We start from the raw sequence: 21,251 nt of genomic DNA, 5'->3' as shown, positions 1-21,251 counted from the left end.
CTGTCCGGTATCCGAACAGACTTATTATATAAACAAAAAAGAGAGCTCCGACAGAATAGTCTCGGTGCTCTCTTTTTGGCTGGAAAGAGGCTTTAAATGGTTATTGTACCGTAACCTGCACGACGTTGCCGTTCCCGGCGGGTCCTATCACTTGCCCGTTCTCGTCGACGCGCTCTAAGGTTGCGAATACGCCGAAGCTGCCGGTTTCCCGTAAGGTTAGGACCAGATTAAAGGTAATTCCGTTCGCGAGCTCTGCCTGAAGCTCCTCGAGCCGGAAGTGCTTATCGAACTGGATGATCTTAACATCGCTGCCGTTAAACGCAATATTAGCGTGGCCGAACTTTGCAAGGTCTTCAATCTGTATGTCGGCGGCGCCGAGGACCTGGCTGTTGTCCAGTATGCGTACTTGCACGGCAGCCAAATCGGATAGCTGCTCGACGCTTACGTTTCCTTGGATCGTGACCGGTATCGTAATTTGCTGGTTCAACTGGGCTGGCCCGGGTTGTCCCATCTGAACGGTAATCCCGGATTGGCTCTTTGGAGGCCCGATCGGAGCAAGCTCACTCGTCAGAATCAGTCCAGTCGATGCAAGACTGGTTGTGGCAGGCCCCGCCGTACGCAGCTCGAATTGAGTGGAATACCATCCCCTATTGTTTAGCTTAATAGGAATTTCAACGAGCATGTTCAAATAAGCTTCGTGTTGCAGCCCCGAAGAAAGTTTCACTCCTTGGGGGGCTCCCCAAGCGACGATAAGCGGCTGTGTGCCGTTGCCTTCCTGGATAATTTCCGGCGCTCCAAGCTCGGAGGCGTTGCCGAACGTAATATCCTTGCTCGTCGCATTGTTAAACGTCGCATAGAGCCGGGTGCGTCGCAGCTGGTCCGCCAGCGTGATGTCGCCGCTAATCCATAGCTTCATCGTTTGTTCTACATTATGCGTAAAGGATCTAAATTCAGGACGCAAGGTCAATTTGGTTTGTTTGACCGCCACGTACCGGTATTCATTCGATTTGGCGGATAAACGTCCTTGCTTGTCCTTCGCTCTCACGTAAAACACGGCATCAGTCATTTGGGGCTGCAGATCTTCGAACGTGAAAGTGGAGGCTGTCGTCGAACCGATCTTGTTATTATCCCCTTCAAGAAAAATATCGTAGCCCGCAATGTTGTCGCCATTCGATGGCGCATTCCACGTGAAGGTTAGGCTATTCTCTGTAAACTCTGAAACGGTAAAGCCGGTTGGAGCCTGCAGCAGCGGCGATGCTTGAGTCCCAGGAGGATCGGACGGCGCATTACCGTCTAATGCTTGCAGCGCATTCAGGAAATTAACGCACATGACGGCCGCCATCTCCCGATTGGCGATGCTCTTCGGATCGAAATTGCCGTCCGGACGCCCCGTAATAAGGCCTTGTTCTTCGGCTATTGCCACGTAGGGGATTGCCCAATCGGAGATGGAGCCGGAATCCGCGAAGGAGGGAGTGGCATACTCATCGAAAGTAATAGCCGAGTTCGAACGAATCAGCGCGGCAACTAGCAGCTTAGCTGCTTGCTCGCGCGTCACTTGTCCGTCCGGATCGAATCGGCCGTCGCCAACTCCGTCGACTATTCCGGCGTCGCGGGCGGAGGCGATGTAGGAAGCTTCCCAGCCGTTCACGTCGGAAAATTCAACAGATGAAGTAATGGCCGGATCGATCGGCAGCTGAAGCGAACGCACAAGAATAGCCGTGAATTCTGCCCGGGTCAACGATCCTTTCGGATTATAATGCGTCTCGTCTACCCCTTGCACGACCCCTTCCTCGACTAGCCGTTTAATGGCGTCCTTGGCATAAGACTGATCAATATCCGTAAATATATATCCGTTTGCTTCCACGGCGGGCGCAGCGGCGTTCAAGCTGCTCGCAAGCAACATGCCGCACAAAACCTTTGCTGCAAAAGTCCTCAAGAGTGATCACCTTCCAATTTATTTTTCCCTATCATTCCTCCCACATCCTACCATAATTCTCTAAAACTATCATTACATTTCTTACTTATGCAGCCGGTGCCCAAGTGAACGGTTTCATTCAGGAAATGTAAAATATATTTGACATTATGTAACTTACGTTTTACTATAAGTAAAACGGAGTGTACTCAACCAAGTGACGGGAGGACGCGCATGAGAGCAGTGGTATATAAGCAGTATGGGCCGCCGGATGTTCTACATCTTGAAGAGGTGAAAAAGCCGATCCCGAAGGACAACGAAGTATTGGTTCGCATTCACGCGACGACCGTTACGCCGGGGGATTGGCGCTTGCGGAAGGCGGATCCGTTTCTGGCGAGGCTGTTTAACGGGCTGACGCGTCCGCGCAAAGTCAACATATTAGGCTTCGAGCTGGCGGGCGTCGTGGAGGAAGTCGGTCCCAAGGTGAGCCGATTCAAGGTTGGCGATTCCGTCTTCGCCTCCTGCGGCACGGCTTATGGCGCTTATGCCGAATACGCCTGCTTGCCGGAGGATGGAGCGGTAGCCGTCAAGCCGGCGGGGTTGTCTTACGAGGAGGCGGCCGCCGTTCCGATCGGGGGGCTGACCGCATTGCATTTTCTGAGGAAAGGCGGCATACGCGGCGGGCACCATGTTCTCATCTACGGCGCCTCGGGCAGCGTGGGCACGTATGCGGTCCAGCTTGCGAAGTGTTTCGGCGCGGAAGTGACGGCCGTCTGCAGCAGCGCGAACGTGGAGATGGTGAAGTCGCTGGGCGCCGACAGGGTTGTGGATTACACCAAGGAAAGCTTTGACCGAGGCGGGGAAGCTTACGATATCATCTTCGACACGGTGGGCAAAAGCGGCTTCCAGGCATGCGTGAAGGCGCTGAAGCCTAACGGCTATTATTTGAGAGCCCAGCACATCGAGCCGGGGGCAATCGTTCGGGGGTTATGGACTTCCTTGACAAGCGGCAAAAAGGTGATCGGCGGAAATGCGGTCATTAACCGTCCCGACGCGCTGCGCGAGCTCGCAGAGCTGATCGATAGCGGAAGGCTGAGACCAGTCATCGACAGACGATACCCCCTCGAACAAATCGCCGATGCCCATCGGTATGTGGAGAGCGGACGCAAAAGAGGGAATGTCGTGATCGCCGTAGAGCGGCCGGCTGCGGAATAAAGAAGCGGTGCAGGGGCAGCCCCTGCACCGCTTATTCGTGTGCGCGGCGCCGAAAGCGGCCGCAAGCACGTTAATGCAGATTACGCTTGGCCGCCCGCCGCATGCTCCGCGCTCTTCTTCGCGAAGACGACGCCTTGCCCGGCGAGCCGCTCGTGCAGCGCGGGAATGGAGATGTCCGCGAGCTCGGCTCCTGACTCGATCGCAAGCGCGGCGGCGGCACCGGCCGCCTGGCCCAGCGCGTAGCAGGTGGCCTGCACCCGCATCGACGACATGGCGACATGCGTGGCGGAGATGCTGCGGCCGGCGACGATCAGGCCTTCCACGCTCTGAGGCAGCATGCAGCGGTACGGAATGTCGTAGCCGTCCAGCTTGCGCTCGTCCGTGTTCGCCCCTCCGGTCGGATTATGAATATCGATTTCGTAGTTCGTCTGCGCGACGACGTCTTCGAATCGGCGTCCGCTTGTCAGGTCTTCCTCCGTCAGCGTGTACCGGCCCTCGATCTGGTTCGTCTCCCTGACGCCGACCTGGCCGGGGACATGGGACAGAATATAATTCGGATGATTCGTCCGCTGCAGATAGTTGGCGACGGACAACGCTTGCCGCAGCGATTCTTTCTCGGCGTAGTTAATATCCTTGATTTTGGCCCCGTTGCCCTTGACGCGCGTCATGTTGACAAGCAGCGTGCCGTCGCCCATGCCTCCCCAGTATAGATGGCGGCCTTGCGGCAGGTCTTGGACCGATTCGTACTTGTAGCAATCATCCGGCAGCTTCTGGCTGACCGGCTTGCCGGTATCCTGCATCATGAACATCAGGGTCATCGGCTGCGTCAGCCCGTCTTCGTCGCGTCCCGAACGGGTCGGCACGCCGGCATCCTGAGCGACCCTCGCGTCTCCCGTACAGTCAATGACGATGCGTCCCGCGAACGCCCGGAGCCCCTCCCGCGTGTTGGCGACGACGCCGGTCACCCGGCTATCCTCCATGACGGACGAGACGAAGCTGACATGGTAATACACCTCGACGCCTTCCTTATCGAGCTTGCCGTTCAAATAATGCCGCAGCTCGAACGGCGAATATTGCGGCCAGATCGATTCGTGATGCGAGCTCGGCAGCGCCTTGGGCAGAAACTCCGAAATAATCTCCCGGTAAATGCCCGTCACGTTGCCGACGCCCATGAACACGCTTACGTTGCCGAGCGTTCCCATGCCTCCCAGCTGCCCCGACTGCTCCAGCAAAATCGTTTTTTGCCCGCTGCGCGCGGCGCTGATGGCCGCCGCCGTTCCTGCGGGACCTCCCCCGACGACGATTACGTCGGCTTCGTCGAATACGGGAACGCTGCGCTCCAGCTTGATTTCGCGATTGGACATCATGACCACTCCTAGCTTCAATTTTGTGCTTCTTGGCTTTTATTGTAGGGAAAATGAAACCTGTTTTATAGTTTCATTTTTGTTACAATTAGAGCAACGATGAAACTCTTAAGGAGGAGCAAGCATGTCCATGAGGAAGCAGGTGACCCTGCAAACGATAGCCGATGAGCTCGGATTGACGATCCATACGGTATCCAAGGCGCTGCGCGGCTTGCCCGGCATGTCGGAGGCGACGCGCAAGGCGGTGGTCGAGCTTGCCCGCGAGCTGGGCTACCGGACGAAGGAGCAGGAGGCGGGCATCGCGGCGGAACGCATCCCTTGGTCGAACGCGAAGCCTCGGCGGTTCGCGATGCTGATCGTCGGCGACTCGGCCTTTCACCGCATCCAGCTCGAAGGGGTGCGCGTTCGCCTGAACGAGCTGGGGCATTCGCTTTATCCGCTGCTTGTTCCCGCCGGGATATCCGAGGCGGACGGGCTTCGGGATTGGCTGGACGGCAACGGGCTGTTTTTTGCGGACGGATTGTTCCTGACCGCGGTCATCCCGGAGTGGATGGAGTCCGTCCTGCTGGAGCTTCCGATGCCCAAGGTGCTTCTCAATTATCCGCCGGACGTGACCGCGGTCGACAGCGTCATCTGGGATGTGGAATTCGCGATCCACCAGTCGATGGATGAGCTGTACCGGGCGGGGCACCGCGATATTTTATATATTGGGGAGATCGGGCGGCTAAGAGGGTTTCGCTTAAGATGGAGCGCGTTCGCGGCGGCGGCGGAACGGCTTGGGCTGCACGGTCTGGCGAATCATGCAGAGCACGTGACGGGAGACTTCTCCGACCGCGCCGCATGGATGGAGCAGCTGAGCGCGAAGCTTGGCTCTGGCAGGTACACGGCCGCCATCGCCGCAATCCCGGGCACGGCGGAATGGGTATACGTCGCGGCGGGGTTTCTGAAGCTAAGCATTCCGGAGGAGCTTACTCTGGTTGGGATGGAGAACGAAGCGCATCCCCGCTATGAAAGCATGTCGCGCCCGCTTCTGCTCATCCGGGAAGCAGGCGAGCGGGCGGCGGAGCTGATGCTGCGAAGAATAGCGAACCCGCTGCTGCCTTACGAGCAAGTGAGGCTGAGGGGAGCCTTCCATTCGGGGGAGACGATTATTAGGCGCAAGCCATAGAGGTGCTTAAAGTCATGATTGTTCGCATGGAGGTCATGACTGTCCTCTAACGATCAGTAAAGTAAGCGTTTACAATTGGAGGTGGACGATCGCGGGGGAATCCCTGCTTCGTCTGCCTTTTCAGTGCTTCATGATTCATGATTACAGCTCGAAAGGAGGGAGGGAAATGATGGTTGCCGGTAAGCGCAAATCGGCCGTCGTAATGGCGGCGGCCTGCTGCCTAGGGGGGCTGCTGGTATGGTTCGGGTATGCGGCATGGCACGCCGAACGGACGGATGCGAGGCCGGATAACACCGTCGTCGCCGAGGTCGACGGCGAGCCCGTGACGGAGGAGGAATTCCGATGGGCGCTCGGGAGGGAGCGGACCGCCGTCATCGAGCAGTTCAAGCGGAAGCGCGGAGCTGTCGTCGACGAAGAGTTCTGGCAGCGCGAATATGACGGCGCAACGCCGCTGGAGACCGTCAAGAAGAGGGCGATGGATACGGCGGTGCGCCTGAAGGTCCAGCTTCGGCTGGCCGAACGGTATGGCTTGATTGCCGACGCTTCGTACGAAGGCGTCTTGCTGGAGATGGAGCGGGAGAACGTCAGAATGGAAGAGGCGCTTGCGGCTGGGCTTCCGGTGTACGGCCCGGCTCGGTTCGAAGCGGATGACTTCGTCGACTTCTATCTCGGACGGCTGGCAGTCGAGCTGAAGGACAGACTTCTCGAGAATGAGCTGGCGGTGACGGACGAGAAGCTTAAACGCCATTACGAGGAGGTAAAGGGGGAGCTGTTCCGACAGGAAGGCGAGACGCGGTTCTATGCCTTTTCCGCCGCGTATCGCAGGGGCGGGGTGGAAGAGAAGGGGCTGAAGCGGGAAGCGGCAGCCGCGATCGAAGAAGCGAGCCGCCGTCTGGCCGCGGGCGAATCGGTGGGCGCCATTGCGGCGGAGTGGAACGCCGGCGAACGGAGCGGCGAAGACAGCGAGGGAGCCTCCGCCGCGCAAGGCGGTACTACGGGCACGCCGGACATTGCCGACGCAGGTCCTCTGCTGCAAGCTGCCGAGGAAAGCTTCGATGCCGAGTCGGCGCGCTATTACTACCGAGCGCTCCCGCCCTTGTACGACCTGCTGGCCCGTCAGCCGGAGTCCGGCCTGATTGGGCCGGTCATCGACGACGCGGCGAACGGCCGGTACGTACTAGCCGTCGTCATCGGCAGCAAGGAAGGGAGCTACGCCGGCTTCGAGGAGAGTAAGGCTATCGTGCGCCAGCATTATGCGGAGTTCGCCTATGCGGATTACGTGAACAGGCTGGCGAAGAATGCTCGGGTTGTTACGGTGGACGAGGTCTACGATGACCTGACAATGAACTAATGGGGAGGTTGAGGAAATTGAATAGAAGGAACAAGCTGGGCGCTAAGCTGGCCGTTATGGTGCTGGCGTGGACGATGCTCGTTGCGCTGATCGCGCCGATGGCGCCTGTCGGGGCAGCCGCGGAGGAGACCAGCGCGGATTCGGCTGTCAACGAACCAGTTGCAATCGCTGCAATGGGAACGGTGTATTACGTCGACGATTTGGCCGGCGACGACGCCAATACGGGAATGAGTCCGGAGGAAGCTTGGCAGACGCTCGGCAAGGTGAACACGGTCCAGTTCCAGCCGGGCGACGCGATCCTGTTCAAGGCCGGCGGCTCCTGGTCGGGTATGCTGAGCCCGCAGGGCTCGGGAAGCGACGGGCAGCCCATCGTCATCGACAAGTATGGCGAAGGGGAGAAGCCGCTGATCGCGGGAGACGGCGCGGACGCGGCGATCTACTTTTACAATCAAGAGTACTGGGAAGTCCGGAACCTGGAGATTACGAATTACGCCGAGCTGCCGGGGCAGCGGCGGGGCATTCACGTGTCCGGCGACAGCGGCAATGACTGGAACAACATGCGGGAATACAAGCATTTCGTGTTCGAATATTTGGACATTCACAGCGTGAAGGGGCAGCAGGGCGGCGGCTGGCACAGCGGCGGTATTATCGTCTGGGGGCCCGCTTGGAATTATGCCGTATCTGACGTCGTCGTACGCAACAACAAAATTTATTCCTTGGACAGCGTCGGCGTCTACTTGAACGGAGCGACGCGCAATTTCTCGTCCAATAACAAGATCGAGAACAACATGATTTACGATATTTCGGCGGACGGGGCGATCCTGCTCAATACGACGAACGGCATCATTCAACATAACGTCGTGTTCGACACGCACAAGCGGGCGGGCGGCTACCACGTGCCGCTCTGGACATGGGGCACGCAGGACGCGCTCATCCAATACAACGAGGTGTTCAACACGTATCCGGGCGGCGACGCGATGGCCTACGATTCGGACTACAACAGCGTCGGCACGATCATACAGTACAATTACAGCCATAACAACGCGGGGGGCTTCGTCCTGGCGATCAACGACGGCACGAACGCCGCCAACTACAACAAGGATACGATCATCCGCTACAACATCAGCCAGAACGACAAGCACACCGTGTTCACGATCGGCGGACCGGTGCAGAATACGCTGATCCACAACAACACGGTCTATTTGCCGGAGCATTCGACGACGAGGGTGGTCGGCAGCGGCGAATGGGGCGGCTACGCGAAGGACACGTATTTCTACAATAACCTGCTGGTCAATCTGGGATCGGGCGGATATTCGTTCGGGCAAAGCACGAACAACGTCTTCGACAGCAACCTGTTCTACGGGAATCATCCGGCGAGCGTGGTGGCGATGGACGCGAACGCGGTCACGGCGGATCCGCTGCTCGCGTCGCCCGGCTCGGCCACGATCGGCCGGGATACGACGGACGGCTACCAGCTGCTGCAAGGCTCTCCGGCGATCGGCGCGGGGCGGGTTATCCCGGGCAACGGCGGGCTCGATTATTGGGGCAACCCCGTGTCGGCCGCCGCGAGTCCCAATATCGGCGCTTACGAGGGTCCCGGCCTTGATCCGGCCAATCTTCCGCCGCTGCCGCCGACGCCGGAGGAAGCGAACCTTCTCGTCAATGCCGGCTTCGAGAGCGGGGACTTCACCGGCTGGGGCTACCATTACAACGGCGCGGAGATCACGGACGCGGACATTCGCTCCGGCGCCTACTCGGCGAAGCTTGCGAACGCCGGCTCCGGCATGGAGCAGCAAGTAACCGGACTTCAGCCGAATACGATGTATATTTTGTCGGGTTACGGGAAGGGCGTCGGCGGCGGATCCGCCGTATTAGGCGTCAAAAACTACGGCGAGACGTTCCAGGACGCGCATCTGAACTCTTCGTCCTACGGCTATGAGGACATCGTCTTCCGCACGGGAGCGACGAACACGAGCGCGACGGTCTACCTGTATAAGAGCGGCGCGACAGGAGAGGTAATCTTCGACGATTTGTCGCTGATCGAATATGGCGAGGTGCCGGGCTCCGCGCCGGCTGTCGTCATACCGCCGCCCGTCTTCACCGAAGGCTCCAGCGACGCCTTCAACGCCGGCGAGCTTGACGACCAGTGGAACTTCATTCGCGAGAACAGCGCCAAATGGTCGCTGGACGACCGACCGGGCTACATGACGATCGGCAGCGAAGCCGGAGACATCGTCGACGGGCAGGCGACGGCGAGGAACATTCTGCTCACCGGGGCGCCGGAGGGCGACTGGACGATCGATACGCGCATGGTCGGCAAGCCGACGTCCCAATGGTCGCAAGGCGGCCTGATCGTCTACGAAAGCGACCAAACGTATTTGCGGTTGACGCGGCTGTTCGGCAGCGGCAACCAGCTTCAGTTCACGAAGCAGATCGACGCCGCCCGGCAGCATGGGGAAATTCCCGATCCGATCGCTTCGGAAGTGACGTACCTGCGGATTGTGAAGGAGGGCAATAGCTACACCGGCTACTACTCGGCCGATGGCATCACGTATACCCAGGTGTGGACGACGCAGACGGCCGATCTCGCGGAGCCGAAGATCGGGCTCATCGTGTGCGCGGGTACCGGACTGACGGCATCGTTCGACTACTTCCACATTACGCCTGCGGACGCGTCCAATCCACCGGCGGTAACCGGCGTCTCGCTCGATGCGGCTGAGCTTAGCATCCATGCAGGCGAAAGCGCCGTGCTGTCGGCGACGGTTGAGCCGATCGAGGCTGGTAATAAGTCGGTCGCTTGGAGCTCGAGTAATGCGGGCGTCGCGCAAGTGGATGCCGGCGGTAAGGTGACCGCTGTAGGAGAAGGCGCGGCCGTTATTACGGTGACGACCGCGGACGGCGGGCTGACGGACACGGTCGCCGTGGAGGTGCTGCCGCCGAAGCCGGGCAACATCGCTCCGCTGGCCGTCGCGAGCGCGAGCTCCAGCCACGAGAACGGCAGCTTCCCGCCGGCGCTGGCCATCGACGGAGTCAAGAACCAAGACGCCAGCCGCTGGATTTCGAACACGACGCTCGCCGGCCCGCATTGGCTGGAATTGACATGGGATTCGTACTACGAAATTAACCAGGTGAATGTCTACAGCGGCTACAGAAGCCTGAACGACCGCCAAATCGCCGATTTCGCCATCCAGTACTGGGACGGCGCCGCTTGGCAGACGGCCGCGACGGTAGCGGACAACACGCGGGACGGACGTTACGATCAATACAACGAGCTGACGTTCCCGGCTGTTGTCACGAACAAGCTGCGCATGTGGATTACGGCGGGCAGCGGCTACGATAACATCGCGAGACTGTTCGAGCTTGAGGCGTTCGGGGTCGAGACGGAGGTAGAGCCGGTTCCGGTGAGCGGCATTACGGTAACGGGCGCGGGCGGAGCGACAAGCCTGCCGGTTAACGGCACGCTGCAGCTGACGGCGGCCGCGCTGCCGGCGAACGCCACCGACAAGACGGTGACGTGGAGCGTAACCGGCACGGACGGCAGCGCGACGACTCTCGCGTCTATCGATCAAACCGGGCTGCTCGCCGCTCAAGGGACGACCGGCACCGTGAAAGCGACAGCCGCGGCGAACGACGGCTCGGGCGTATATGGAGAGCTGCTTGTTTCGATCGTTCCCGTTCCGGCGGAGCCGGACAATATCGCGCCGCTGGCGACGGTGACGGCAAGCTCCACGCACGAGAGCTTTGTGAAGGAGCACGCAACGGACGGCATGAGGACGAACGCCAGCCGCTGGATCTCGGCGTCCGGACTGATGGAGCCGCAGTGGCTTGAGCTCGGATGGAGCGCTCCGCAGGAAATAACCGGCGTTAAGGTATATAGCGGCTTCCTTAGCTACAGAGGGCTCCATATCGAGGACTTCCACATTCAATATTGGGATGGTTCGGCTTGGCAGACGGCCGCGAGCGTCGCGGATAATACGAGCGACTATTTCGATGGGGACTTTAACGACCTGACATTCCCGGCCGTAACGACCGAGAAGCTGCGGCTATACATTACGAAAGGCAGCAAAAACGACAACATGGCCCGGTTATTCGAGCTTGAGGTATGGGGGATGGAGGCGCCTCCCGCCCATACGCCCGACACGGCGCCGCCGGTTATCGAGGCGCCGGCCAAGCTGGCGTTCTCGCGAACCGAACCGATTGAGGTGCGGCTGGCCGCTTCGGATTTGGATTCGGGCATTCAGTCGCTTGCGGTCCTGTTCAACGGCGAGCCCGCTAATAATCCGATCGTATTCGATGCCTTAGCCCTCCCCGCCGGGAAATATTCGGTCCTCGTCACGGCGACCGACGGCGCAGGTAATGCCGGTGATGCTTCTTTTACGCTGAGCGTTACGGCCGGCATCGACGAGCTGGACGACATGATCGCGCTCGGCGCCGATCGGGGCTGGATCGAAGGGCGCGGCGTGAGCATCGCGCTATCGGCGCTCGCGCAGACGATCCAGCATGCCCGCGATGACGAGAAGAAGCTACGGCTCGCGGTCGCCGCCATGGAAGCCGCGGTCAAGGCACTGCGCGGCAAGAAGCTCGACGAGAGCTTCGCGGATAATCTTCTCGCCGATTTGCAGGCTATTGCGGCAAGCGCGATCAGCGCTTAGACTTCCAGCCGCGCGTCGATAGGGAATGAGACCGGTTCCGCTCAAAGCGTAAAAAAGCCGTCTCGACCATCGCTAGTTGGTCGAGGCGGCTTTCTGCGCGTCGGCATTGCCTTACTCCGCGGCAACCCTTCTATTATCACGGAGTAGTTTCTGCTCCTGTTTGGTCTTGCTCTGGAGCAGCTGGGGTTCGACTCCGTATCCCAAGTCGGAATCTTGCGGGGCGATCGATTTAAACTCCAATAAGATCCCGCCATCGATGGGGGTAAGCGTGCCTTGGAAAAATAACGAGTTAATAAATTCGTTGACATTAACGACTTTGCTGCCATCTTCCGGAAGTTGCTTGAGTTCGTTCAGTTTGCGGTCGATAAGCAGCTCAACCTCGGGTTCGAGCAGCTCCTCCGTAATGGCATCGACCGGCGGATCTTTCCAGAAGGTATTGGTAGCCTGCACGTCGCCGATGAACGTCGGGATGTAATGCCGATCGTAAATATGCTCCCAGCAGGAGACCGGGATCGTAGCCGTTACCTCGATCTCCTTCTGCTCATGCTCGATCGTAACCTGCGGGGGCTGATTTTTTTTCCTGCTCTTGACGCTAGTTTTCTTGTATTCCGGAAAATGGTAGCTGAACGTATATTCGACCTCTTGCAAGTCCGGATATTTCTCCGTCTCGTTTACGTCGACTCTGTCGTCAAGCCATTCAGCGGGAACGCGCTTGACCTGTTTGCCATTGAAGCCGTACCACAAATCCGGGTCGTACGTCGGAGCTGCTCCCTTCATCACTTCCGTCAGACAGGCCGTGATGGCCGTAATCGAAGCTGATATCGCCGTATCGAGACCTTCGTCTTCGTTATGCAAGGCCTCGTTCTGCTCCAATAGGGGGAGTCTGCGCAGCTTGCGGATTTCGGTATCTACCTGCATCAGGTAGCCGCTGCTGGCGCTCTGCATGGAAATATTGCCGTCCATTTCGATTTGCGGATCGAAGCTGGAGCCGGGATTGCCTGCCGTTAATTGAAAGCCTGGCGTTATATTGTTCGTGAGGTTTAGCAGCGTCTTCGTAAGGCCTTCGGGTCTCCCGTTACGCTTTTGAATTCGCCGTAGGCCGCTTTGGTCTTCGTGAATTTCGTGCCGGACGGCTGGATCATCGTGCCGATCTCGCTCATGCATTTGGCCAGCGTCTTCATGGAGTCCTGCGAGACGGAGTGGTCCAGCTGCATATTTGCATCTCCCGAGTCCGTACGAGATTGCTTCAGCCTGTTCTCGTTATCATTATCCATGTCCTTGAACAGCTGCACCGTAGGCGATGCGGGAGAGGCTGCCGCAATGGCAGTCAAACCGGAAGACGCCCCGGCAATAGAGGCGGCTCTTGTCCCCATCTCATCCGCTTCCCTTTCCAGCGCAGGACTATCGTTTAGGCCAACGTGTTTGAACTGCATCGTCGGGCTAACCCGTCCTTGCTTCTGCTGCACGACATGCCAGGCTTCATGCGGCAAATGCTTCTCCTGACCGGGTCCGACATGGATGTCGTTCCCCTCAGCATAGGCCAAAGCGTTAAGCTTGACCGGCTCCGAGGAATTGTAATGAACCCGGACGTCGTCCAGCGATATCCCCGACAGGCTCTCCACTCCCGCCTTCAATCCATCGGGCAGGCCCGTCCTATTGCCGCCGCTTCCGCCGGCAGACGCGGCAGGCTCGGCCGTCTGTTTCATCAACTGCATGACTGCCCGATTGCCAGCCGACTGCTGCAGATGAATCATCGCGGACTGCGCATTGGTCAGGAGGCTGGCCGATTCCGGCGCATGTCCCCGTTCCACGTGTTTTTCTCCGGCCGTTTGATGCTGCTTCGCCGCTTTTTCGCTCAAAGACGAAACCCCTTCCTCATCCGAGATGGCTATCTTGTAGCATTGTACCACATGATGGATAGTTGCAGGCGGCGACGAAGGTCATCATTTTACGGATGATGGTCATCGCTATGGTCTAACGGCCGCCGCGGACATCTCTTACAATGAAGGTATCCGGAAGCGTTCAACCAACAACAGCAGCAGCTGCTTAAGAAATGGATGGAGGGAGTGGTGGGCATGTCCGCGATCGACGCGGCTGAGGCGACAGAGCTGAACTTGAATGTCGTCGATCCGAAGAAAAAAAGGTTTCGCAATATTCGATCGTATTGGGATTTATATTTGATCATGCTGCCCGGCATTTTGTATTTTTTGGTGTTCAAGTACCTGCCCATGTGGGGAGTCGTTATCGCCTTCCAGGATTACAGCGTGTTCGCCGGCATCTGGGACAGCGAATGGGTCGGCTTCCAGCACTTCCGGGACATGTTCGCGGACGACGATTTCTACACGATCTTCCGCAACACGCTGCTGATCAGCGTCTACAAGCTGGTCTGGGGCTTCCCGGGACCGATCATCCTCGCGATCATGCTGAACGAAATTCGGCACATGCTGTACAAACGTTCGATCCAGACGCTGGTGTATCTGCCTCACTTCCTGTCGTGGATCATCGTGGGCGGCATTCTGATCAACGTGCTGTCGCCGTCGTCCGGCATCGTGAACAAGGTGCTTGGCTTGTTCGGCATCGAACCGATCTTCTTCCTGACGAGCGAGGACTGGTTCCGAACCGTCATCGTCGCCAGCGATATATGGAAGGAAGTCGGCTGGGGCGCGATTATTTACCTGGCGGCCATCGCGGGCATCGACCCGCAGCTGTACGAGGCGGCGATCGTGGACGGCGCGGGCAAGTGGAAGCAGATTATCCACATTACGCTTCCATCGATGATGGGCGTCATCGTCATCCTGCTTCTGCTCCGGCTGGGTCACGTGCTGGACGTCGGATTCGAGCAAATCTTCGTCCTGTACAATTCGCTGGTCTACGACGTCGGGGACGTGATCGAGACCTATGTGTACCGCGAAGGCATTCAGCAAGCGAAGTTCAGCTTCACGACGGCGGTAGGCTTGTTCAAGGCAGTAATCGGCTTGGTGCTCGTCGCGCTGGCCAACAGAGGCGCCAAGAAGCTCGGTCAAGAGGGAATTTGGTAGAGAGGAGGCGAAGCCATGAGATTAACCAGAGGAGAGAAATACGCGTCAGTCCTAAACTATATATTCCTGGGGGCATTCGCCTTGCTCGCGCTCGCGCCGTTCGTTCATGTCCTGGCGCAGTCCCTCAGCAGCCACCAAGCCATTACGTCCGGGAAGGTGTCGCTGTGGCCGGTGGACTTCACGCTGGAGTCCTACTCCCGGGTGCTGGGCGAGCAGGAGTTTCTGCGGTCGTTCCAAATCAGCTTCCTGCGCACCGTAGCCGGCACGGCGGTCAACGTCGTTCTGACCTGCCTGCTCGCTTATCCGATCGCCAAGCCTTATATTAAGGGAAGATCCGTCATCATGTTCTTGATCGTATTCAGCATGATGTTTGGCGGCGGCATGATTCCGACCTTCCTGATCGTCAAGGAGACGGGGCTGCTCAACACATTCTGGGCGTACATTATTCCCGGCGCGATTAGCGCGTTCAACGTGATCATCATCCGCAACTTTTTCCAGAGCGTGCCCGCGGAGCTGGAGGAATCGGCCAAAATCGACGGAGGCTCCAATCTCGGCATTTTGTTCCGGATCGTCATCCCGCTCTCCATGCCGGCCATCGCGACGATCACGCTGTTCCACGCGGTCGGCCATTGGAACTCGTTCTTCGACACGGTCCTGTACGTGACGGACCGGAAGCTGTTCCCGCTGCAGGTATACCTGCGCGAGCTCATTATGTTCAACCAGTCGGGCATCGACAATAATTCGGGTTATTCCGCGAACATGGACAGCACGCTGCTGGCGCTGGAGTCCATCAAAGCGGCGGCGCTTATTGCCAGCACGGTGCCGATTCTGATCGTGTATCCGTTTCTTCAGAAATATTTTGTCAAAGGCATCATGCTTGGTTCGGTGAAAGGGTAATCGGCAACCAATATAAGAACGACCATTCGAGAGGGGATCACAACCAATGGCGAAATGGAAAAAAACGATATCGCTGGCGTTAATCGCCGTTATGGCGGGACTCACGGCTTGTTCATCGAACGGAGGAGGCGGGAACGCGGATCCGTCCGCGTCGCCGAGCGCGACCAATGCCGGCTCCGGCAACGAGGCTCCCGCGGAGCTGGAGAAGAAGTCGATCCGGGTCGTCTTCAACAACGGCGGACGCAAGTTCCCGGACGGCATGGACGAGAACAACAATCCGTATATCGATTATATTCGTGAGAACACGAATCTCGACATCACGCTGCAGCTGCCGCCGGCCGACGGCTACCAGGACGCGCTTAACGTGATCATGGCATCGGGCGACCTGCCGGACTCCATCTACACGTGGGATGCCAGCTGGTTCGAGAGCTACGTGAAGCAGAAAGCGCTTCAGCCGCTCAACGAGGCGCTTGAGCAATACGGACAGGATCTGCTGAAAAACATTCCCGAGGATGCCTGGAAAACCGTGACGATCGACGGCAACATCTACGCGATTCCTTCCATGAACGCGGTTCCGGGCAACGAGCTGATGTACGTCCGCAAGGATTGGCTGGACCATCTCGGCCTGCAGCCGCCGAAGACGCTGGAGGAGTACCGCGAAGTGATGCGGGCGTTCAAAGAGGATGATCCGGACGGCGACGGCCAGGACGATACGTACGGCTTCATCATGGCGGAGAATCTCGCGAGAATGGCGCCGTTCGTCGGAGCGTTCGGCATCCAGAAGGGGATGTGGACGGAGCGCGACGGCCAGCTGGTGAATGCCAGCACGCTGCCGGAAATGAAGGAAGCGTTAGCGTTCATCGCGGGTCTGCACAAGGATGGACTTATCGATCCGGAGTGGATGCTCAACAAGGAAGCGAACTTCAGCGAGAAAATCGCGAGCGGCCAGGTCGGCTTGTTCTCGGCCTTCTGGTACGATACCCGCGGACCGATCCTGACGAGCAAGCAGAACGATCCGAAGGCGGAGTGGATTCCGCTGGAGTTCCCGACGGGACCGCAAGGCAAGCAAGGAACGACAGGCTACGGCTACATCGCCGGCTACAACGTCGTTCCCGTGACAAGCAAGAACCCCGACGCCGTCGTCCGCATGCTCAACTTCATGAACGGCGAAGGCTACAAGACGCTGCTGCTCGGCTTCGAGAACGAGGTTTGGAAGACGGAGAACGGCAAAATCGTGACGGACTTCGAGAAGCATAACGAGCACATCTACCGCCAGACGCTGGGCGAGTCCATTCGTCCTTACGGCGCCGAAGAAGAGCGTGCCCGCCTCGACTCGCTTGGCGTGGAGTTCAAGCTGAACGACAATATCGACCGCATCGCGGCCGTGGCGATCCGCGACCAGTACCTGGGCGTGCCGACGCCGGGCATGGGCAAGCACCAAGCGGATCTGACCAAGCTGGAGACGGAATATTTTACGGAAATTATTGTAGGCAAGCAGCCGATCGAAGCGTTCGACGAGTTCGTCGCGGAGTGGAAGAAGAAGGGCGGCGACACAATAACCGAGGAAGTCAACGCTTGGTATGCGGAGAACAAATAAACGGTCGTTATAAGAAGGATAGTGGCGCTCCCGGTGGGCGCCATTTCCGCATTTCGCGATGCGGGTTATAATCGCTGTAGGAGACAACGAGCGGAGGTAGGCGGGGATGAGGCGGCTGAGAGATGTACGGGAGTTGTTCAAGCAATCGATCCAGTTCAGGCTAACCTGTTATTTCATCATGATTCTGCTGCCGCTCATTGCGTTCAGCCTGTACGCCAACGACCGTTCGCAGCGCATTCTGGAGCAGGAGCTTGGCGAGCGGACGATGAGCGCGATGGGCTCGGCGCTGGAGTACGTCGATCTGACGATGGGCGGGATCAAAAATTTATCGACGCTTCTCTCCACCGATCGCGGCTTAACCTCGCTGCTGGAGCATAGCGGCGAGGAACGGCTGTCCGCGGAAACGCTGCTCGACTTCTCGGAGGTCTTGCAGCAAATTTCGAACATCGCGGCCGTTAATCCGAGCTTGTCCAGCGTCGCCGTCTATCATGGGGACACGGGCAGGCTGCTGTCGAGCCATATCGGCTCGCTGCATCGGCCCCAGGCGGCGGAGGAGCAATGGTACCGCGACGTGATGAGGGCGAGCGGCTCGTATGTGCTGTATCTTCCCGACCGCCACGAGGAATCGCTGATGGGCTGGGCGGATCCGGTCTACGACGAGGGACAGATCGTGCTGATGCAGCGGATGGACCTGTACAGCCGGGCCAAAGGCAGCAACGTCCTGATGCTGTCCATGCCGAAGAGCCAGCTCCTCGGATATTTGATGAGTCTTGTGCCAAGCGATAGCTCGCATGTCTATTTGCTGGACAATACGGGCCGGCTGATCGTGACGAACGCGCCTGCCGACCGGCAGATGGACCTTGCGAAGCTCTCGGACAGAAGTCTGACGGTGCGGGAGACGCCGGATTCCGCGGAGAAAAGCATGGTGCTGCGCGTCGATTCGTCCGTCAGCGGCTGGTCGCTGCTACTTGTGCAGCCGGAGAAGGAAATTTACAAAAAATCGAAGCCGCTGGAAGTGTTCTCGTATTGGATGATCCTGATCAGCTGCCTGCTGGCCGTGTGGATTTCCTGGCTGGTCTACAGCGGCATCGCTTCGCCGATCTCCTCGCTTGTGTCGGGCATGAAGCAGCTGCGTCTCGGGAACCTGGACACGAAGCTCGCGAACAAGCGGCAGGACGAGCTGGGTTATCTGACCGACGCGTTCAACCAGACGGTGGAGCAGCAGCGGCACTTGATCCGGGACATCTACGAGCAGCAGCTGCTGCTGACGAAGACGGAGCTTAAGTTTCTCCAGTCGCAGATTAACCCGCACTTTCTGTACAACACGCTGGATTCCATCTACTGGTCGGCCAAAAATTACGACGCCGAAGAGATCAGCGAGATGGTCCTGAATCTTTCGAAGTTTTTCCGGCTTAGCTTAAGCAAAGGCAGGGAGGCGTTCACGGTCGAAGAGACGTTCTCCCATCTCGGCTATTACATTCGCGTGCAGCAGCTGCGGTTCGTCGGACAATTCACGGTTCGGTATGATGCCGCTTCGGATAGCAGCGGTCTTTATATTCTGAAGCTGATCCTCCAGCCTCTTGTCGAGAACGCCATCCTGCATGGACTGGAGAAGAAGAAGCGGGACGGCGAGCTGCGCATTTCGGCGGAGCTTAGGGACGAGCGGCTCATTCTGACCGTGGCGGACAACGGCAAAGGGATCGGCGAGGAGAAAATGGGACGTATACGCGCCGCTCTGGCCGGCTTCTCCGGCGGGGAGGCGCATGCCGACGCGGAGCGCAGCGGCGAGTTTTTCGGCCTGCGCAACGTGAAATCGAGAATCCGGCTGTATTATGGCGACACTGCCGAATTCACAATAGACAGCCATGAAGGAGCGGGCACGACCGCGCGCATCGATCTGCCGGCGGATCGATGCCGGAGCGAATGGGAGGGGGAAGAGTCGCATGAATCTGATGATCGTCGAGGATGAAATCCGCATACTGAACAGTCTTGTTCACAACATTCCGTGGGAGCAGCACGGCATCGAGGTCGTGGCGACGGCCGAGAACGGCAAGGACGCGCTCGCCATTCTGGAGCGTCGAATGCCTGAAATCCTGCTGCTCGATATCGAAATGCCGGAGATGGACGGTCTTACCCTGGCTGAAGCCGTTCTGGAGCGCGAACCTGGTACGAGGATCATTATTCTGAGCGGGCACGACGACTTCGGCTTCGCGCAGCGGGCGATCGGTCTCGGCGTGGCCAAATATTTGCTGAAGCCGGCGGGAGACGAAGAGGTGCTGAAGGCCGTCGTCGAGGCGGCGGACGAGATCCGGAGCGAGCTGTCGGAGAAGCATAATCTCCATGAGCTTCAGCGCATGTGGCGCGTCCGGCTTCCTCAGCTTCAGAGCGAATTTCTGCGCGGATGGGTATCGGGCAGGTACGCGGATTGGGAGCTGCGCAAGCATTCGGCGGAGCTGGAGCTGGAGCTGCGGGACCACTCGCTGTACGCGGCAGCGGTTTGCGAGATCGACCCGCTGTCGGAGTCGGAGACGAGGTTCGGCGCAAAAGATTTGCCGCTGCTGCAATTTTCGCTGGAGAGTATCGCCAAGGAAGTGCTGCCTTCCGAGGAAGGCATGGTGTTCGGCGATGCGAACGGCTCCACCGTTCTCTTGTTTAGGAGCCGGGAGGAAGAGGCGGCCAGCGACATGACCAAGCGGATCAACGTCCGGCTGACGCGAATTCTGAACGTCGTGAAGGAATGCTTAAAGCTGACGGCGAGCGCCGGCATGGGCTCCGCGGGGGAGCTCGCCGGCGTGCCCCGCTCCTATCAGCAGGCTTGTCAGGCGCTTCAGGAGCGGGCCATCTACGGCAACGGCATCGCCATCCCGTATCCGGAAGCCGGGAGAGGCGAAGGCGCAATTCTGCTCGATGCCGACTTCGAGCGGCAATTGGAGATCGCCGTCTATACGGGCGAGCGGGAGAAGGCGAACGTCCTGATCGACGGCTATGTGGAGAAGGCGTACGCGCATGCCGATTCCTCGGTACTCATCTACGAGCATTTGCTGTACTTAAGCGGCGTGTTCACCCGTATTATTCAGACGCAAGGTTGGTGGCTGCGGCGGGTGCTGGAGGGCGACTATGCTTATTTCCTGTCGCTGGAGACGCTCGTGTCCAAGGACCAGATCGTGGAGTGGGCGAAGCGGGTGAACCAGCATATTGCCGCCTACATGGAGAGCGAGAGGCAAAGCTCCAGCCACCGGCTGGTCAAGCAAATCGTCGAGCTGGTGGACCGGAATCTGGAGAGCGATCTGAGCCTTCATACGCTGGCCGAGCGCATGTATGTCAACCCTTCTTATCTGAGCCGCTTGTTCAAGAGGGAGACGGGCGAGGTGTTCTCCAGCTACGTGCAGGCCAGGCGGATGGAGAAAGCGAAGGAGTTGCTGCTCGCCGACGCCAAAGTATTCGACGCATCGACCGCCGTGGGATACCACGACATCAGCTACTTCGCCAAGGTGTTCCGCAAATATTGGGGAGTCGCCCCGAGCGAGTTGAAGAAGTAGGGGAGCTGAAGCGGAAACGGTAGCTTTTGGATAAAGTAGACAGGCGGTGTGCGGGCGGATAGGTAGATTAATAGATTGTGAGTTGCTTACGGAACTAAAAGACCTTATTCGCTGGAGAATAAGGTCTTTTAGATGACTAGCGGAACTGAGCGCCCTTATTGCATTGGATTTGGGTCAAATCATCATAGAAACTGTGGAATAACGGCGCTCAGTTCCATTAACCACTGCAAAAATGCTAAATTACGCGTATTAACGTCGCTCAGTTCCGTTGCGAAAGCTTGGGCTGTGGTTTGTTCAAGAGAGACGGAAGGCGACCTGTCATGTCGTCATCAACAGTTTGTTAGTATTGAGCCAAATTGGGAGGTGCTCCGAACAAATGTCGCGGCCTAATGGTTGTTTTAACTAATATCTAATCCCTTTGCCAGCCAAAGGTTCATCCTCAAATCTTGGAATAACATGCAGATGGGCGTGAAAGATCTCCTGTGCTCCTGCATGCCCGAAATTTCCAATATGCATTA

General features: G+C 58.4%; 12 protein-coding genes and 1 pseudogene. 9 read left to right on the top strand and 4 right to left on the bottom strand.

Annotated features, from left to right (window positions below; all coding sequences use genetic code 11):
- Positions 1-100 precede the first annotated feature (100 nt).
- Positions 101-1,903, bottom strand: coding sequence for an S-layer homology domain-containing protein (locus NQZ67_RS27250; protein ID WP_257452201.1), 1,803 nt, complete (start codon positions 1,901-1,903; stop codon positions 101-103).
- A 243-nt stretch (positions 1,904-2,146) separates the two neighbouring features.
- On the opposite strand from NQZ67_RS27250, the gene NQZ67_RS27245 reads away from it, so the two are divergent.
- On the top strand, positions 2,147-3,127 hold the full coding sequence (locus NQZ67_RS27245) for an NAD(P)-dependent alcohol dehydrogenase (RefSeq protein WP_257452198.1): 981 nt from the start codon (positions 2,147-2,149) through the stop codon (positions 3,125-3,127).
- An 80-nt stretch (positions 3,128-3,207) separates the two neighbouring features.
- Here the strand turns inward: NQZ67_RS27245 and NQZ67_RS27240 are convergent, their stop codons facing one another.
- Positions 3,208-4,491, bottom strand: a complete 1,284-nt coding sequence (locus NQZ67_RS27240; protein WP_257452196.1) for an FAD-dependent oxidoreductase — start codon at positions 4,489-4,491, stop codon at positions 3,208-3,210.
- A 124-nt stretch (positions 4,492-4,615) separates the two neighbouring features.
- Between NQZ67_RS27240 and NQZ67_RS27235 the strand changes: the two genes are divergently transcribed.
- The 3 genes from NQZ67_RS27235 to NQZ67_RS27225 all read left to right on the top strand — a co-directional run bounded on the left by NQZ67_RS27235 (position 4,616) and on the right by NQZ67_RS27225 (position 11,662).
- Complete coding sequence (locus tag NQZ67_RS27235) at positions 4,616-5,659, top strand: LacI family DNA-binding transcriptional regulator (RefSeq protein ID WP_257452193.1); 1,044 nt, start codon at positions 4,616-4,618, stop codon at positions 5,657-5,659.
- A gap of 166 nt (positions 5,660-5,825) precedes the next feature.
- Positions 5,826-7,010 (top strand): hypothetical protein, encoded by a 1,185-nt coding sequence (locus NQZ67_RS27230; RefSeq protein ID WP_257452190.1) that lies wholly within the window; start codon positions 5,826-5,828, stop codon positions 7,008-7,010.
- A 17-nt stretch (positions 7,011-7,027) separates the two neighbouring features.
- The gene (locus NQZ67_RS27225; protein ID WP_257452188.1) at positions 7,028-11,662 is read left to right on the top strand and encodes a discoidin domain-containing protein; all 4,635 of its coding nucleotides are present in this window, start codon (positions 7,028-7,030) and stop codon (positions 11,660-11,662) included.
- 1,040 nt (positions 11,663-12,702) lie between these two features.
- Here NQZ67_RS27225 and NQZ67_RS27220 read toward each other — a convergent pair.
- The gene (locus NQZ67_RS27220; RefSeq protein WP_257452186.1) at positions 12,703-13,521 is read right to left on the bottom strand and encodes an eCIS core domain-containing protein; all 819 of its coding nucleotides are present in this window, start codon (positions 13,519-13,521) and stop codon (positions 12,703-12,705) included.
- 216 nt (positions 13,522-13,737) lie between these two features.
- On the opposite strand from NQZ67_RS27220, the gene NQZ67_RS27215 reads away from it, so the two are divergent.
- The 5 genes from NQZ67_RS27215 (at position 13,738) to NQZ67_RS27195 (ending at position 20,733) form a co-directional block, all read left to right on the top strand.
- Entirely contained in the window at positions 13,738-14,700 is a 963-nt protein-coding gene (locus NQZ67_RS27215) for an ABC transporter permease (protein WP_257452184.1), read from the top strand.
- 15 nt (positions 14,701-14,715) lie between these two features.
- Positions 14,716-15,597, top strand: coding sequence for a carbohydrate ABC transporter permease (locus NQZ67_RS27210; RefSeq protein ID WP_257452181.1), 882 nt, complete (start codon positions 14,716-14,718; stop codon positions 15,595-15,597).
- 46 nt (positions 15,598-15,643) lie between these two features.
- Positions 15,644-17,194 carry an extracellular solute-binding protein gene (locus tag NQZ67_RS27205; RefSeq protein ID WP_257452179.1) on the top strand — a complete coding sequence of 517 codons (1,551 nt, stop codon included), beginning with the start codon at positions 15,644-15,646 and terminating at the stop codon, positions 17,192-17,194.
- Positions 17,195-17,300: 106 nt separating this feature from the next.
- The gene (locus NQZ67_RS27200; RefSeq protein WP_257452176.1) at positions 17,301-19,163 is read left to right on the top strand and encodes a sensor histidine kinase; all 1,863 of its coding nucleotides are present in this window, start codon (positions 17,301-17,303) and stop codon (positions 19,161-19,163) included.
- Positions 19,138-20,733 (top strand): response regulator, encoded by a 1,596-nt coding sequence (locus NQZ67_RS27195; RefSeq protein WP_257452173.1) that lies wholly within the window; start codon positions 19,138-19,140, stop codon positions 20,731-20,733. The genes NQZ67_RS27200 and NQZ67_RS27195 overlap by 26 nt, the downstream gene beginning before the upstream one ends.
- 402 nt (positions 20,734-21,135) lie before the next feature.
- Here NQZ67_RS27195 and NQZ67_RS27190 read toward each other — a convergent pair.
- A pseudogene (locus NQZ67_RS27190) lies at positions 21,136-21,237 on the bottom strand (HIT family protein); the annotation flags it as partial.
- Positions 21,238-21,251: the final 14 nt, after the last annotated feature.

This window comes from Paenibacillus soyae, from assembly GCF_024623455.1.
GTDB lineage: Bacteria > Bacillota > Bacilli > Paenibacillales > Paenibacillaceae > Pristimantibacillus > Pristimantibacillus soyae.
This window is presented reverse-complemented; position numbering and strand designations above follow the sequence as displayed.

What these genes read in the sequence shown, in the direction of transcription:
- NQZ67_RS27210 (WP_257452181.1), top strand. Translation starts at nt 14,716, where the DNA reads ATGAGATTAACCAGAGGAGAGAAATACGCGTCAGTCCTAAACTATATA.
- NQZ67_RS27235 (WP_257452193.1), top strand. Translation starts at nt 4,616, where the DNA reads ATGTCCATGAGGAAGCAGGTGACCCTGCAAACGATAGCCGATGAGCTC.
- NQZ67_RS27250 (WP_257452201.1), bottom strand. Translation starts at nt 1,903, where the DNA reads ATGTTGCTTGCGAGCAGCTTGAACGCCGCTGCGCCCGCCGTGGAAGCA.
- NQZ67_RS27230 (WP_257452190.1), top strand. Translation starts at nt 5,826, where the DNA reads ATGATGGTTGCCGGTAAGCGCAAATCGGCCGTCGTAATGGCGGCGGCC.
- NQZ67_RS27205 (WP_257452179.1), top strand. Translation starts at nt 15,644, where the DNA reads ATGGCGAAATGGAAAAAAACGATATCGCTGGCGTTAATCGCCGTTATG.
- NQZ67_RS27200 (WP_257452176.1), top strand. Translation starts at nt 17,301, where the DNA reads ATGAGGCGGCTGAGAGATGTACGGGAGTTGTTCAAGCAATCGATCCAG.
- NQZ67_RS27215 (WP_257452184.1), top strand. Translation starts at nt 13,738, where the DNA reads ATGTCCGCGATCGACGCGGCTGAGGCGACAGAGCTGAACTTGAATGTC.
- NQZ67_RS27245 (WP_257452198.1), top strand. Translation starts at nt 2,147, where the DNA reads ATGAGAGCAGTGGTATATAAGCAGTATGGGCCGCCGGATGTTCTACAT.
- NQZ67_RS27240 (WP_257452196.1), bottom strand. Translation starts at nt 4,491, where the DNA reads ATGTCCAATCGCGAAATCAAGCTGGAGCGCAGCGTTCCCGTATTCGAC.
- NQZ67_RS27195 (WP_257452173.1), top strand. Translation starts at nt 19,138, where the DNA reads ATGAATCTGATGATCGTCGAGGATGAAATCCGCATACTGAACAGTCTT.